The following is a 14,254-nucleotide window of genomic DNA, read 5'->3' on the forward strand; positions in this document are numbered from 1 at the left end:
GTCCTCCCCATGCCCCGCGTCCTCCTCATCGTCAACGACATCGAGTCCGGCCCCCGGCGCCTCACGCAGTGGCTCATCGACGAGCACCTCGACATCGATGTGCGCGTCGGAGCCGCCGGCACGATCCCCGAACCCGAGGCGCTGGGCGACTACGACGGCCTCATCATGCTCGGCGGCGGGTACATGCCCGACGACACCACCGGGGCGCCGTGGCTGGCGCGCGAGGCCGAGCTCGTGCGCCGGGCGCTCGAGACAGGGATGCCGCAGCTGGGGATCTGCCTCGGCGGGCAGCTCATCGCGCACGTCGGCGGCGGTGCGGTTGCAGCGAACTCCGGAGCCCCGGAGAAGGGCTCGACACCGATCACCCTGACCGAGGCCGCGGCCGCCGACCCGTTGTTCGGCGGCCTGCGGACGGAGACGGCCTTCATCGAGAGCCACGTCGACCGGATCACCCGGCTGCCCGAGGACGCGGTGCTGCTCGCGCGCAGCGAGGCCTGCGAGCTCCAGGCGTTCCGGCTGGGCGAGGCGGCGTGGGGCCTGCAGTTCCACCCCGAGGCCGGCCCGGAGAACGTCCGGAGCTGGAATGCCGACGAGCTCGCCGCGCTCGGCTTCGACAAGGAGGAGCTCATCGCCGCGGCCGACGCCGCGCAGCCGACGACCGAGGTCGACGCGCGCGCGATGATCGCCGGCTTCGCCTCCCTGCTGCGCCACCCTGAGACCTCGATATCCGAAGGTTCCTGAGAGCGGATCCGCAGGAGTTCGCAACCTCGGCCGTACACCGGCGACCCATCGGGGTGAGGCCCGGGTCAGCGGGCGATGCGCTCCCGCCAGGCGGCGAGCACCTCGGGCGAGGTGGGCTTCGAGACGAGCGAGCCGACGACGTAGGCGACCGCGGAGGCGAGCAGACCGAGGTAGATCGCCGGGTTCGCGAAGATGTTCATGGTGGCCATGATGATGATCGTGGTGAGCGAGCCGACGATCATCCCGGCGAGCACCCCGGTGATCGTGCCGCGCTTCCACACGAGCCCGCCGAGGATCGGCACGAACAGGCCGCACACGAGCAGGTTGTAGGCGACCGTGAGGGCTTCGACGACGCTCGGCATGAGGCAGGCGAGGATCACCGAGAGGATGCCGAGGCCGAGCAGGTAGAGGCGGGAGTCGCGGACCTCGTCGCCGGTCTCCTTGACGAGGTTCTGCGCCAGCGCGCTGCCGAGGCGTGAGCGCGGGACGCCGCGATCGGCGAGCACGGGCTCGACGACGTCCTGCCGGAACACCGTCGAGGCGGCGAGCAGCGCGCCCGAGGACGTCGACATCACCGCCGACAGCGCGGCGGCGAGGACGAGGCCGGCGAGCACCGGGGTCATGGAGGAGTCGACGACGGCGACGAACACGTCGTCGCTGACCTCGATGCCGGGCACGATGACCTGGGCCGCGGTGCCGACGAGCGCGCCGGCGACGGCGTAGAACAAGCAGTAGATGCCGGCCGACAGGCCGCCCCAGCGGGCGACGCCGGGGGCCCGCGCGGTGAACACGCGCTGCCAGATGTCCTGCCCGATGAGCAGCCCGAGCGTGTAGATGAGGAAGTACGTGAGGATCGACTCCGGACCGATCGCCACCGGATCGAACGCGCTCGGGCCGAGCTCGTCGGCGATCGTCCCGAAGCCCCCGGCCTCGGTGATGACGAGGGGCAGGAGGATGAGGAAGATGCCGATGGTCTGGATGATGAACTGGACGAAATCGGTCAGGGTGATCGACCACATGCCGCCGAGCATCGAGTAGATGATGACGACGGAGCCGCCGAGCAGGATCGCCGGCACCCGGTCGATGCCGAGCAGCGCGTGGAAGATCGTGCCGTAGGCGACCGTCGAGGTCGTCGAGATCATCAGGCCGTAGGCGGTCATGATGAGACCGGACACCAGGCGCGAGCCGGAGCCGTAGCGCAGCCCGAGCATCTGCGAGACCGTGTAGATCTCGAGGCGCTGGATCTTCGGGGCGAACAGCAGCGACAGGAGCACGATGCCCAGGCCGATGCAGAACACGAGCCACATGCCCGACAGCCCGTACTCGTAGCCCAGGCCCACGCCGCCGACGGTCGAGGCGCCGCCGAGCACGACCGCGGCCATGGTGCCGGTGAACAGCACGGGGCCGAGGCGCCGGCCGGCGACCAGGTAGTCCTCCTGGTTCTTGGCGCGCATCCGCCCCCAGAACCCGAAGGCGATCATGGCGGCCAGGTACAGCAGGACGATAGCGACGTCCATGGGATTCTCCTCGGTGCGGCCGGCCGTGGCGGGTCCGGCGAGATGGATCGGCAGGTCAGCGAGCCTGCGGGGCTGGGGTCGGTGGGACTGGATCGGTGGGCGTGGAAGGACGGGAGGCGCTTGCGTGGTCCGGTCAGGCGTCCGCGGAGGGGGCTCGGCGCGGTGCGATGACATGGACGACGGTCGGCCGGCCGGCGGCGAAGGCGTCGGCGACGGCTCTCCGCAGCGTCGCATCGAACTCGGCGAGCGCGCCCGCCTCCCCGGCACCGGTGGGCAGGGCCACCGTGACGCCGTGGGCGCCCATCGACCGGCCGAGCGCGGCGAAGTCGGGGCGGTCGAGCCGGACGGCGAACGGGGGCATGTCGCGTGCGGTCATCTGGTCCTCGATCTCCGCGTAGCCGCCGTTGTCGACGACGATGAAGGGGATCGGGAGCCCGAGCTCGACCGCGGTCATGACCTCCTGGACGGAGAACATCGCCGCTCCGTCGCCGAGCAGCGCGGCCACCGGCCGCTCGGGTGCGGCGACCTTGGCGCCGAGCGCCGCGGGGATGCCGTAGCCGAGCGTCGCGAATCCGGGCATGTAGAGCAGCTGGTCCGGGGTGTGGGCCTCCAGGGCGTGGACGGTGCCGTCGTAGGTCACCTGCGAGGAATCCCCGCCGATGACCACGCCCGGTCCGCCCGCCGCTGCGACGGCCCGGGTGATGCGCGCGTTGAGGCCCGCGCCGTCGAACTCCTCGGCGCACGCCGCGCGCAGCGACTCTGCCCGGTGCCGCCCCGCCGAGGTGCCCACCGGCTCGGGATCGGACCCGGCCTCGGACCCGGAATCCGGCCGGGATCCGAGCCCGGAACCCCCACCGTGTCCGGCATCCTCGCCGAGCGCTGCGAGGAGGGCATCGAGGAAGGCCCCGGTGTCGGAATGGACGAGCACGTCGCCGATGAGGTTCTTGTTGAGCTGGTCGGGGTCGATGTCGCAGCGGATGACCTGCTGCCCGTCGGGGCGCGGGGCACGCACGTCGAGCGCCGAGTCCACGGTGAGGCCGTCGGCGGATCCGGCGGGTCCGGGCGTCGCCGACCCCGCTACGGTGCCGGACACGTTCTGCGCACCGATGGTGCCGCCCCAGAGGTCGGAATCGGCGAGCTCGGTGCCGAGCACGACGAGCACATCGGCGGCGCGGCTCGCCTCCTGCACGGCGCCGAACCGCACGTTCGAGCCCAGCGACAGCGGATGGGCCTCGTCGAGGACGCCCTTGCCGTTGCAGGTCGTCGCCACCGGCGCGTCGAGGCGCTCGGCGAGCGCGGTGAGCCGGTCCGCCGCGTGCCGCGAGCCGCCGCCGGCGACGATGAGCGGACGGTCGGCGGTGCGGAGCAGCTCGGCGGCGCGGGCCACGGTGTCGGCCGTGGGCACCGGCGGCTGCGGCGCGAGCGGCTGCGGGGCGGTACCCCACCAGGGGCCCTCGAGCACGTCAAGAGGCACCTCGATGTGGACGGGCCCGGGCCGCGACGAGGCGAACAGGGCGAACGCCTCGGCGACCGCCTGGGCCGCGCCCTCGGCGGTGCGGGCCCGCCGGGAGGCGACGAGGAGGCGGCTGAGCGCCCCGGAGGAGTCCTTGGTCTCGTGGAGGAGGCCGGCATCGGCGCCCTCCATACCGGTGGGCACGCCGGGGGACAGGATGAGCATGGGCCGGGATTCCGCATAGGCGGTGGCCGCGGCGGTGATGACGTTCGTCAGCCCCGGTCCCGAGGTGGTGATCACAACCCCGGGTCGGCCGCTGAGGAGGAAGTAGCCGTCCGCGGCGTAGCCCGCCCCCTGTTCATGGCGCGGGGTCACCGCGCGGATGCCGTAGTGGTGCAGGTGGCGGTAGAACTCGAGGTTGTGGGTGCCGGGGATGCCGAAGATCGTGTCGACCCCGTGGGCGGCGAGCGTGGAGACGACCGCGAGGCCGCCGTTGCGGTGGTGATCGGGGAGGATCGTCATGCCCGGCCTCCGTCGAGGTGCTCGGCAACCGGTCCCGTCGGAACCTGGGCGCCGGCCCGTCCGGCGGCCCACAGGGACAGGATCTCGTAGCCCACCTGGGCGGCGGCGAGTCCGGTGATCTCCGCGTGGTCGTAGGCCGGGGCGACCTCGACGATCTCCGCGCCGACGATGTCGAGCCCCTGGAGCCCGCGCAGCGAATTGAGGAGCTCGCGGCTCGTCATGCCGCCGGCCTCCGGGGTGCCGGTGCCGGGAGCGGCCGCCGGGTCGAGGACGTCGATGTCGATGGACAGATAGACCGGCCGGTCGGCCAGGCGGCGCCGGATGTCGGCAACGATGTCGGGCAGCGGACGGAACTGGTAGTCGTCGCTGCAGAGGATCCGGAAGCCGAGCACGGCGTCGTCGGTGAGGTCCTCGCTGCCGTAGAGCGGTCCGCGGATGCCCACGTGCATGCAGTGCGCGAGGTCGAGCAGGCCCTCCTCGGAGGCGCGGCGGAACGGGGTGCCGTGGGTGTACGGGGCGCCCATGTACGTGTCCCAGGTGTCGAGGTGGGCGTCGAAGTGGAGCACCGCGACGGGTCCGTGGGTGCGGTGCACGGAGCGGAGGTTGGGCAGTGCGAGCGTGTGGTCGCCGCCGAGGGTGAGGAGCTTGGCGCCGTCGGCCCTCAGGGCGTCGGCGGTCTCCTCGACCGTGCAGATCGCGGCGGGGATGTCGAAGGGATTGACACCGAGGTCGCCGCAGTCGGCGATCTGCTGGGTGGAGAACGGGTGGACGTCCGTGGCCTGGTTGTACGGTCGCAGCAGCTTCGAGGACTGCCGGATGTGGGCGGGTCCGAACCGCGCGCCGGGCCGGTAGCTCACCCCGGCATCGAACGGGACGCCGAGGATCTTGACGTCGATCGGCGCGCCGGGGCGGGCCGCCTCGACCTCATCGAGCCGCGGCAGCAGCCCGAAGGTCGGCGGGCCGGCGAAGCGCGGGGTCCGGCTGTAGTCGGCCGGGCCGAGGGGTTCGTGGGTGGTCATGGGGTGCCTCCTGCGGTGCGGGCCGCGAGGATCCGCCCGGGCCCGGCTGGTCATGGGGACACAGTACTCCACTCGACGTTACTCGTCAGTAGAAAGGCTCCGCGGTGTGTCACCGGCATCGCCGCAGCCGTGGTGCGGGCCCGGTCGGTCGGCCTGTCACCAGGGCTTCTCGGCGTATCCGGCGCCGCTGTCGCGGGAGTTTTCCTCGTCCTGACGCTGCTGCGAGTCCTGCTGCCGCTGTCGCAGCTCCTCGCGCTTCTCGTCGCCGACCCCGCCGGGGCCCTCACCGGGACTGCCGCCCGATTCCCCGGTGCCGGATTCCCCACCGGGTCCGTCCCCGCCCGGCTCCTCGCCGCCGTTGTCACCGGGCTCCGTGCCGGTCTCCCCGCCCTCGCCCGACCCTTCGCCGGAGCCCTCTTCCCCGCCGGAGCCCTGTCCCGGGTTGTTCATCTCCTCCTGCGAGGAGTCGACGCGCTCCTCGGCCTCGTCCATCGCCTGGTCCTGGCCGCCGCCCTGCGGACGGCACTCCTCGGGCGCCTCGGACAGGACGGTGCGGGCGGCGTCGAAGGACGTGTTCGCCTGCTCGGTGTCGTCGGCGTCGCGGAACGCCTCGGCCTCCTTCTCGTGGACGTAGGCGAGGTTCATCCGCACCGCGCACTCATCGGCCACCGGGGTGAGTTCGAGGGCGCGCTCGAGCTCGGGTCGCGCCCGGTCGTAGTTCCGGTCGAACGCCTCTGCGGTCCCGACGTTGAACGGGCCCTTGTGCCGCTCGAAGGGGCTGAGCCGCTCGAACCAGCGCGCGGCGGCGATCGCCTCCTGCTGGTCGCCGGCGGCCGAGGCCTTCTGCGCCGAGGTCAGCAGCACGCTGAGCAGGACGCAGTAGGCGGCGAGGAGCAGCAGCAGTCCGGCGGCGACGAGGCTGAGGATCACCCGGCGCCGCGGGCGCCGCCGCCGGCGCACGCTGCGATCAGGATTCTCCGCTCCGCCCTGTCCGGTGCCCGCGGCGCGTTCGTCGGCGGCCGGTGTGCGCGGCTTCGTCACGGTGTCCATGATGCTCCCAGGGTCGCGGTGGACGGTCGTGCGGCGTACTGCTGTGCTGCGCCCGGAGGTGCGACACCCGGCCGTGCGCTGCCCGCCGCCGGAGCGCCCGCTGCCGGGGGAGCCGCCGTCGAGGGGACCGGCGGTGAGGCATGGAGCCGGGCGAGCGCGCGGACGCGGCGCAGCGCGAGCGTCGCCTCGACGACGATCCAGGCGAACACCGCGAGCAGCGGGATCCAGAAGTATTCGGTCACCCCGCCGAACGATTCGGCGTCGACGAGCTTCTCCTCGAACTGCGGGGCGGTGTGCACAGTGCCGAACGGGGTGCCGGCCGAGCGGTGGTGGTAGTCGACGCCGAGGTCGGCGGCGATCGTGCGCAGCTGGTCCTCGTCGATGACGGACAGCGCCCGGTCGCCGGTGGTGCTGTCGGTGATGTAGGTGCCGTCGTCGCGGGTCGAGTAGTACGACTGGGTCTCCTTCATCGGCCCGCCGCTCTGCGTGCCGTAGCCGAACACCGCGCCGCCGTCGATCTGCGCGGCGATCTCGGACATCGACTCCGGAGCCGTGCTGGCGGTCTGCTCGCCGTCGCCGAAGTAGTACACGAGGCGGGCGTTGTCGGGGTTCTGCTCCTCTGCGGCGGCGAGCCGCTCGAGCAGGAGTGCGCGCGCCTCGGTCACCGAGCTGCCGCCGGAGTACAGGGTGACCTCCGGGCCGACGGTCTCGATCGCGGAGGCGAACGCCGAGTGGTCGGTGGTGAGCGGCACCCGCACGGCCGCGCTCGACCCGAAGGTCACCATGCTCACCCGCGCCCCGGGCAGCTGCTCGAGGAGCGAGCGCATGTCCTCCTTGACGCCGTCGAGGCGCGGCCGCTGCCCGTCGTAGTCCTCCGCCACGATCGAGGCGGTGGTGTCGACGAGGACGAACACGTCGGCGGCCGCCGCGGTCGACTGGCTCGCCGTCTCCAGCGGGACGCCCGGGCGGGTGAAGGCCGCGGCGAGCACGAGGAGCGCGCCGGCGCGCAGCAGCCAGCGGGTGCGCCGGGCGGGGGTGAGGACGGCCAGCGTCACGCACCCGCCGACGAGCAGGACGAAGAGGGCGACGAGCGCCGGCCAGGGGAGGACGGGCTGGAACATCAGCTCGGACATCACAGGGTGAACCTCCAGGCGAGGACGAAGCAGGCGATGATCCCGAGCAGCGTCAGGGTGAGCGGGACGATCGGCTGGTCGTGGACCAGGGTGACCGACTTCGCGTCGGTCTTCTGCGCCTCCTGCTGCTGGATGTCCTCGACGATGCCGTCGGTGGCCTGAGCGGAGCCGAGCTGGTGGTGGGCCCCACCGGTGGTCCGCGCGGTGTCCTGCAGCTCGCTGATCTCCGATCCGGCGAAGAGGGAACGAGGGGCGAGCGTGTAGACCCGCACCTCCTCCTCGACGGCGATCTCCGTGGCCTCGGCGAGGGTGAAGATCGGGGTGCCGGCGATCTGGTTGTCGGTGGCGAAGATGATCGAGCGGCTGCGCTCCTCGCCCTTCTTGTCGAAGCTGTCCACGCACGAGGTGAGGCCGTCGCCGATGAGCGAGGAGCCGCCGATCTCCGTGTCGACCGTGCCGGCGAAGAAGTCGGTGCCCTCGAGGCCGCCGGTCTCGAAGCCGAGCTTGGCCTCGGTGAGGAACTCCTCGACCATGAGGTAGTCGTCGGTGAGCGGGAACACCGACACCGCGGTGGAGTTGAACACCGTCATCCCGATCCGCTCCCCGTCGAAGGACTCGATCATCTCGAGGTAGGACTCGATGATCTGCGCGTCGTACGAGGTCATCGAGCCCGAGGCGTCGAGACACAGCACGACGTCGCGCAGGTGCCGCTCGGGATTGATCGTCTCCGTGCGCGCCGGCCGGGCGATCCCGGCGAGCGCGGACAGGGCGGCGAAGGCGGACACGAGGAACACCGCGATCGCGCCCCAGAGCAGGCGGCGGCGGCGGCGCGCGAACTCGGGCAGACCGGTGAGGCGGTGGAGGCGGGCGACGGGCACGGTGCCGGCGCGCGCTCGGCCGGGCCGGGACAGACGCCAGACGGTGAGACCGGCGACGGGGATGAGGGCGAGGGCGAGCCACCAGAACTTCAGGACCATCGTCCCACCAGCTTCCGCGCGGCGCCGAGCTCGGCGCCGCAGTCGATCGCGGCCTCGTCGGAGAACTCGGCGGCGTAGAGGCGGGACACGGCGACGGCGATCGGCTCGATCCGGTGGGCGCGGAGCTCCGCGAGCGTCATGTGGCTGACGTCGATGCCCCAGGCGGAGCGGGCGAACCTGCGCACGATGGTGCCCAGGCGCTGGGCGACCTCGCGCTCGGTGATCTCACCGGCGCGCCACGCGGTGTCGAGCGCGTCGATCTTCCCGAGGTATTCGCGGCGGGTGTGGCCGGGCACGGGGGCCGGGCCGTCCGTCCGCGCCCCGGAGCGTGCCCACAGGTGGGCGAGGACGGGCCAGCCGGCGAGCACGAGGAACCCGGCGAGGCCGGCTGCGGCGGCGACGAGCCACCAGTCGGAGGCGGGCAGCAGCGGGTGGAGGTCAGCGGCGTCCACGGCGCTGCCTCTTCATGAGTCGGCGCAGCTGCCACAGCGCCTCGTGGGAATGGGTGACGCGCACGTGCGGGATGCCGGCCCGGCGCAGGGTCTGCTCGGTCTGCGCCCGGCGCGCGGCCTCCGCCGCGTGGTACTCCTCCCACAGCGCGCGGCCGGACAGGAGTTCGTCGGGGACCCCGGCGCGCTCGGCGGCCAGCACATCGTACGGGGTCCCGGCGGTCCCGCCGAGCGCGGAGAGGTCGGCGTCGGCGATGGTGAGCCACATGATCTCGTGCTGCGCGGCGAGCCGGCGCAGCAGCGGCAGATTCTCCGCGGACACGGGGGTGTCGTCGGCGATGACGAGGACGATCATGCGGCGGCGCAGGGTGTCGGCGACCCACTGGAGCTGGGTCGCGATGCGGGAGCCGGCGGAGTGCCGACCGGCGGCCTGGATGCGGCGCAGGAGCTGCTCGAGGTGCGCCTCGGTGCCCTTCGACGGGGTGGAGCGCGTGGTGCGGGCGTCCCCGTGGACGAGCATGACGTCGTCGCCGTGGCGGACGGCGAGGTAGCCGGCCATGCCGGCGAGCAGGATCGCGAGCTCGCGCTTGGGCTCCCCGGAGGCGGCGACGGCCTCGAAGTCCATCCCGGAGTCGACGACGAGCGCGAGCGCATGCCGGCGGTGGGCGACGTAGCGCTTGACGAGCGGGGTCGAATGGCGGGCGGTGGCTTTCCAGTCGATGTCGCGCACCTCGTCGCCGGGGACGTACTCGCGCAGGTCGTCGAAGTCGAGACTGTGGCCGTGGAACACCGAGGCGTAATCGCCCTGGAGGAGACCGCGGGTGCGGCGGTGGGCGTGGATGGTCATCCGCGCCTTGACCTTGGTGAGCAGCGCGGCCATCAGGGCGTCCTGATCGCGCCGAGGAGCTCACCGATGACGCGCTCGACAGGGATGTTCTCCGCCACGGCCTCGAAGTTGAGGAGGATGCGGTGGCGGAGGATCCGCACCGCGAGGTCCTTGACGTCCTCGGGGATGACGTAGTTGCGGCCGCGGATCATCGCGAGCGCCCGGGAGGCGTTGGTGAATGCGATCGAGGCGCGCGGGGAGGCGCCGCACTCGATGAACTGGGCGAGCGGGCCGATGTAGCGCGACGCCTGCCGGGTGGCCGACACGATCTCCACGAGGTAGCGGCTGATCGCGGGGTCGATGTAGATGCTGCGCGCGTAGCGCTGGAGGGTGCGGACGTCCTCGAGGGTGCAGGCGGGCTCCGGCGGGCTGGCGATGTCGAACACCCCGGCGTCGAGTCGGCGCAGGATCTCGAGCTCTTCCGCCGGGCCCGGGTAGTCGAGCACATCCTTGATCATGAAGCGGTCGAGCTGTGCCTCGGGCAGCTGGTACGTGCCCTCCTGCTCGATCGGGTTCTGCGTGGCCATGACGAGGAAGGGGGAGGGGAGGTCGAACCGGGTGCCGCCGATCGTCGTCTGCTTCTCCTGCATCGCCTCGAGCATCGCGCTCTGCGTCTTGGCGCTCGAGCGGTTGATCTCGTCGAGGAGGACGATGTTCGCGTGCACCGGGCCGAGCTGGATCTCGAACCGGCCGGTGGAGGAGTTGTAGATCTGGGAGCCGATGATGTCGCTCGGCAGCAGGTCGGGGGTGCACTGGATGCGGGCGAACTCGCCGCCCACTGCGCCGGCGAGCGCGGCGGCCGCGGTGGTCTTCGCCAGACCCGGGACCGATTCGAGGAGGAGGTGGCCGCCGGTGAGCAGGCCCAGGGCGAGGGTCTCGCGCAGGCGCCCCTGGCCGACGACGAAGCGGTCGAGGTGCTTCTCCACGGAGGACAGGATCGTCGCGGCCTGGGTGATCTCCTGCGTGTTCGCCGGGTTGGGCTGGCTCATCGGGTGTCCTCTCGCGGGGCCGGTGCTCGTGCTGACGTTCGTGCTGCTGGCATTCGTGCTGTCGTGCGGCCTGGTGCTGTCGTGCGGGTGCGGTGCTGTCGTGCTGGGTGCGGTGGGGACCGGTGATCCCAGACTAGACGGGGGCCCGGACGCGACGGGGCGGATGCTGTGACAGTCCGGTCACATGTGCTCGTCGATCGGACACAGGTGCTCCGACCCGGCGCGGGAGCTCCGCCGCACCACCGCTGCTGCGGACCGGGAGCCCCGCTGCGACCCCGGTGCTCCGGTGCCCACCCCGACGGACTCCGACGCACCCCGACACACCGGCGGGGAAGTTTTTACCTGTGGATTGTCGACCTCGGCCTGGGGACGGACGGTGGACGGAACCGGTGCCGCTGGACGTTGTCTGCGGACCTCCTCGGCCATCGTTCCAGGTGATGGAACCACACCGGTGTGATTCGCCTCCTGTGGACGGTGTCCGGGCGGCTGTGCACCCCCATGTGCACGGCGCCGCGCCGTGAGGAATGACACTGGTGTAACACACGATCTAGGGGTACTCTCGAGTGCAGACACAACATCTAGTGGTTGGCCCGCGGACGCGGAGAACCCGGCGCGGCTCCTGCGGAGACCGGCGGGCAGCCCTGGACGACAGCGAGAACAACCGTCTTCGGAGGACAGCAGAATGATCACCGTGTACACCAAGCCGGCCTGCGTGCAGTGCAACGCGACCTACCGCGCCCTCGATTCCAAGGGCATCGAATACCGCTCGGTCGACCTGAGCACGGACCCGAACGCCCTCGATGTCGTCAAGGCCATGGGATACATGCAGGCGCCCGTCGTCGTCACCGACAACGACCACTGGTCGGGCTTCCGCCCGGACAAGATCGCCGCGATCTCCTCCGGACAGGGTGCCGCCTCCGTCGTCGCATGAGATGCTCGTCGTCTATTACTCCAGCGGCTCGGAGTACACCCACCGGTTCGCCGGCAAGCTCAGGCATCCGAGCCTGCGCCTGCCGCTGCTGACCCGGTCGGACACCCCCATCGTGGGTGAGCCGTTCGTGCTCATCACCCCCACCTACGGCGCCGGCTCCAACCGCGGGGCGGTGCCCAAACAGGTCATCAAGTTCCTCAATGTCAGAGGCAACCGGGACAATCTCGTCGGAGTCATCGGTGCCGGGAACACGAACTTCGGCGAGGACTACTGCAGGGCCGCCCACCGGGTGGCCGACAAATGCCGGGTACCGCTGCTGTACCGGTTCGAACTCCTCGGCACCGAGGACGATGTCGAGAACGTCGACGAAGGATTGGATTCACTGTGTCAACGACTACGCACGACCGCGACCTAGAGGCGATCATCCGCGAGGACACCGACCTCGACTACCACGCCCTCAACGCGATGCTCAACCTCTACGATGCGGATGGCCGCATCCAGTTCGAGCGCGACAAGCAGGCCGCTCGCCAGTTCTTCCTCCAGTACGTCAACACCAACACGGTGTTCTTCCACGACCTCGAGGAGAAGCTGCGCTACCTCGTCGAGCACGACTACTACGAGAAGGAGGTGCTCGACCAGTACTCCTTCGCGTTCATCCAGCAGCTGTCCCAGGCGGCGTACCAGCACAAGTTCCGCTTCCAGACCTTTCTCGGCGCCTTCAAGTTCTACACCTCGTACACGCTCAAGACCTTCGACGGCAAGCGCTTCCTCGAGCGCTTCGAGGACCGCGTGGTCATGGTCGCGCTGTTCCTCGCCCGCGGTGACGAGAAGCTCGCGACCGCGCTCATGGAGGAGATCATCACCGGTCGCTTCCAGCCGGCCACCCCGACGTTCCTCAACGCCGGCAAGAAGCAGCGCGGCGAGCTCGTGTCGTGCTTCCTGCTGCGCATCGAGGACAACATGGAGTCGATCGGCCGCTCGATCAACTCCGCCCTGCAGCTGTCCAAGCGCGGCGGCGGTGTGGCCTTCTCGCTGACGAACATCCGTGAGGCCGGCGCACCGATCAAGAAGATCGAGAACCAGTCCTCCGGCGTCATCCCGGTGATGAAGCTCCTCGAGGACTCATTCTCCTACGCCAACCAGCTCGGTGCCCGCCAAGGGGCCGGTGCGGTATATCTCAATGCGCACCACCCGGACATCTACCGGTTCCTCGACACCAAGCGCGAGAACGCCGACGAGAAGATCCGGATCAAGACGCTGAGCCTCGGCGTGGTCGTCCCGGACATCACCTTCGAGCTCGCGAAGACCAACGAGGACATGTACCTCTTCAGCCCGTACGACGTGGAACAGGTCTACGGGGTGCCCTTCACCGAGATCTCGGTGACGGAGAAGTACCACGAGATGGTCGACGACGCCCGGATCAAGAAGTCGAAGATCAACGCCCGCGAGTTCTTCCAGACGCTCGCGGAGATCCAGTTCGAGTCCGGTTACCCGTACATCATGTTCGAGGACACCGTGAACCGCGCGAACCCGATCGACGGCCGGATCACGATGTCGAACCTGTGCTCGGAGATCCTCCAGGTGTCGGAGCCGACCACGTACAACGCGGACCTGAGCTACGACCAGGTCGGCAAGGACATCTCCTGCAACCTCGGCTCGCTCAACATCGCGCTGACCATGGACTCGGAGAACTTCGGCCAGACGGTGGAGACCGCGATCCGCGGGCTCACCGCGGTGTCGGAGACCTCGGACATCGACTCGGTGCCCTCGATCGCCCGCGGCAACGACATGTCGCACGCGATCGGGCTCGGGCAGATGAACCTCCACGGGTACCTCGCCCGTGAGCGGATCCACTACGGATCCGAGGAGGGCCTCGACTTCACGAACATGTACTTCTACACCGTGGCCTACCACTGCGTGCGGGCCTCGATGGAGATCGCCAAGGAGCGCGGACGGACCTTCGCCGGCTTCGAGAAGTCGAAGTACGCCTCGGGCGAGTACTTCGACAAGTACACCGAGCAGGAGTGGGCGCCGGCCACCGAGCGCATCGCCGAGCTGTTCGCCGAGGCCGGCGTGCCGATCCCGACGCAGCAGGACTGGGCCGAGCTCAAGGCGCAGGTCGCCGAGCACGGGATGTACAACCAGAACCTCCAGGCGGTGCCGCCGACCGGCTCGATCTCCTACATCAACAACTCGACCTCGTCGATCCACCCGGTCGCCTCGCGGATCGAGATCCGCAAGGAGGGCAAGATCGGCCGCGTGTACTACCCGGCGCCGTTCATGACGAACGACAACCTCGAGTACTACGAGGACGCGTACGAGATCGGCTACGAGAAGATCATCGACACCTACGCCGAGGCCACGAAGCACGTGGACCAGGGGCTGTCGCTGACGCTGTTCTTCAAGGACACCGCCACCACCCGCGACATCAACCGGGCGCAGATCTACGCCTGGCGCAAGGGCATCAAGACGATCTACTACATCCGGATCCGGCAGCTCGCGCTGCAGGGGACCGAGGTCGAGGGCTGCGTGTCCTGCATGCTCTGACCGACCAGGGCGCCGTGCGGCACCGCCGCGCGGCGCCCGC

13 protein-coding genes are annotated in these 14,254 nt (G+C 70.4%); 4 read left to right on the plus strand and 9 right to left on the minus strand.

The features are described 5' to 3' along the window. Positions 1-9: 9 nt before the first annotated feature. A complete protein-coding gene (locus FDF13_RS07375) occupies positions 10-741 on the plus strand; it encodes a type 1 glutamine amidotransferase (RefSeq protein WP_137319082.1) in 732 nt (243 codons plus the stop codon). A gap of 65 nt (positions 742-806) precedes the next feature. Here the strand turns inward: FDF13_RS07375 and FDF13_RS07380 are convergent, their stop codons facing one another. The 9 genes from FDF13_RS07380 to FDF13_RS07420 form a co-directional block, all read right to left on the minus strand. Beyond that, positions 807-2,258 carry a sodium:solute symporter gene (locus FDF13_RS07380; protein ID WP_137319083.1) on the minus strand — a complete coding sequence of 484 codons (1,452 nt, stop codon included), beginning with the start codon at positions 2,256-2,258 and terminating at the stop codon, positions 807-809. A gap of 133 nt (positions 2,259-2,391) precedes the next feature. Then, the gene (locus FDF13_RS07385; protein WP_137319084.1) at positions 2,392-4,233 is read right to left on the minus strand and encodes a thiamine pyrophosphate-binding protein; all 1,842 of its coding nucleotides are present in this window, start codon (positions 4,231-4,233) and stop codon (positions 2,392-2,394) included. Further along, positions 4,230-5,252 carry an agmatinase gene (gene speB / locus FDF13_RS07390; RefSeq protein ID WP_137319085.1) on the minus strand — a complete coding sequence of 341 codons (1,023 nt, stop codon included), beginning with the start codon at positions 5,250-5,252 and terminating at the stop codon, positions 4,230-4,232. The genes FDF13_RS07385 and speB overlap by 4 nt, the downstream gene beginning before the upstream one ends. A gap of 156 nt (positions 5,253-5,408) precedes the next feature. Next, positions 5,409-6,302 (minus strand): hypothetical protein, encoded by an 894-nt coding sequence (locus FDF13_RS07395; RefSeq protein ID WP_137319086.1) that lies wholly within the window; start codon positions 6,300-6,302, stop codon positions 5,409-5,411. Continuing rightward, positions 6,290-7,435: a VWA domain-containing protein gene (locus tag FDF13_RS07400; RefSeq protein WP_137319087.1), complete on the minus strand. Its 1,146-nt coding sequence runs from the start codon at positions 7,433-7,435 to the stop codon at positions 6,290-6,292. The genes FDF13_RS07395 and FDF13_RS07400 overlap by 13 nt, the downstream gene beginning before the upstream one ends. Next, on the minus strand, positions 7,435-8,412 hold the full coding sequence (locus FDF13_RS07405; protein ID WP_137319088.1) for a VWA domain-containing protein: 978 nt from the start codon (positions 8,410-8,412) through the stop codon (positions 7,435-7,437). Before FDF13_RS07405 ends, FDF13_RS07400 begins: the two co-directional genes overlap by 1 nt. Then, a complete protein-coding gene (locus FDF13_RS07410) occupies positions 8,403-8,864 on the minus strand; it encodes a hypothetical protein (RefSeq protein ID WP_137319089.1) in 462 nt (153 codons plus the stop codon). The genes FDF13_RS07405 and FDF13_RS07410 overlap by 10 nt, the downstream gene beginning before the upstream one ends. After that, positions 8,851-9,741 (minus strand): DUF58 domain-containing protein, encoded by an 891-nt coding sequence (locus FDF13_RS07415; protein ID WP_137319090.1) that lies wholly within the window; start codon positions 9,739-9,741, stop codon positions 8,851-8,853. The genes FDF13_RS07410 and FDF13_RS07415 overlap by 14 nt, the downstream gene beginning before the upstream one ends. Continuing rightward, positions 9,741-10,736, minus strand: coding sequence for a MoxR family ATPase (locus tag FDF13_RS07420; RefSeq protein ID WP_137319091.1), 996 nt, complete (start codon positions 10,734-10,736; stop codon positions 9,741-9,743). Before FDF13_RS07420 ends, FDF13_RS07415 begins: the two co-directional genes overlap by 1 nt. Before the next feature lie 682 nt (positions 10,737-11,418). Here FDF13_RS07420 and nrdH point away from each other — a divergent pair. From nrdH to nrdE, 3 genes are read left to right on the plus strand one after another with little or no spacing between them, the layout of a single operon-like run. Then, a complete protein-coding gene (gene nrdH, locus FDF13_RS07425; RefSeq protein ID WP_137319092.1) occupies positions 11,419-11,667 on the plus strand; it encodes a glutaredoxin-like protein NrdH in 249 nt (82 codons plus the stop codon). A gap of 1 nt (position 11,668) precedes the next feature. Then, entirely contained in the window at positions 11,669-12,082 is a 414-nt protein-coding gene (gene nrdI / locus FDF13_RS07430; RefSeq protein ID WP_137319093.1) for a class Ib ribonucleoside-diphosphate reductase assembly flavoprotein NrdI, read from the plus strand. Beyond that, the gene (nrdE, locus tag FDF13_RS07435; protein WP_254668734.1) at positions 12,052-14,214 is read left to right on the plus strand and encodes a class 1b ribonucleoside-diphosphate reductase subunit alpha; all 2,163 of its coding nucleotides are present in this window, start codon (positions 12,052-12,054) and stop codon (positions 14,212-14,214) included. Before nrdI ends, nrdE begins: the two co-directional genes overlap by 31 nt. Positions 14,215-14,254 lie beyond the last annotated feature (40 nt).

This window comes from Brevibacterium sp. CS2, from assembly GCF_005280295.1.
GTDB lineage: Bacteria > Actinomycetota > Actinomycetes > Actinomycetales > Brevibacteriaceae > Brevibacterium > Brevibacterium pityocampae.

Bases quoted from the DNA above. Each gene is read 5' to 3' on its own strand.
- FDF13_RS07375 (WP_137319082.1), top strand. From the start codon at position 10: ATGCCCCGCGTCCTCCTCATCGTCAACGACATCGAGTCCGGCCCCCGG.
- FDF13_RS07380 (WP_137319083.1), bottom strand. From the start codon at position 2,258: ATGGACGTCGCTATCGTCCTGCTGTACCTGGCCGCCATGATCGCCTTC.
- FDF13_RS07385 (WP_137319084.1), bottom strand. From the start codon at position 4,233: ATGACGATCCTCCCCGATCACCACCGCAACGGCGGCCTCGCGGTCGTC.
- speB (WP_137319085.1), bottom strand. From the start codon at position 5,252: ATGACCACCCACGAACCCCTCGGCCCGGCCGACTACAGCCGGACCCCG.
- FDF13_RS07395 (WP_137319086.1), bottom strand. From the start codon at position 6,302: ATGGACACCGTGACGAAGCCGCGCACACCGGCCGCCGACGAACGCGCC.
- FDF13_RS07400 (WP_137319087.1), bottom strand. From the start codon at position 7,435: ATGTCCGAGCTGATGTTCCAGCCCGTCCTCCCCTGGCCGGCGCTCGTC.
- FDF13_RS07405 (WP_137319088.1), bottom strand. From the start codon at position 8,412: ATGGTCCTGAAGTTCTGGTGGCTCGCCCTCGCCCTCATCCCCGTCGCC.
- FDF13_RS07415 (WP_137319090.1), bottom strand. From the start codon at position 9,741: ATGGCCGCGCTGCTCACCAAGGTCAAGGCGCGGATGACCATCCACGCC.
- FDF13_RS07420 (WP_137319091.1), bottom strand. From the start codon at position 10,736: ATGAGCCAGCCCAACCCGGCGAACACGCAGGAGATCACCCAGGCCGCG.
- nrdH (WP_137319092.1), top strand. From the start codon at position 11,419: ATGATCACCGTGTACACCAAGCCGGCCTGCGTGCAGTGCAACGCGACC.
- nrdI (WP_137319093.1), top strand. From the start codon at position 11,669: ATGCTCGTCGTCTATTACTCCAGCGGCTCGGAGTACACCCACCGGTTC.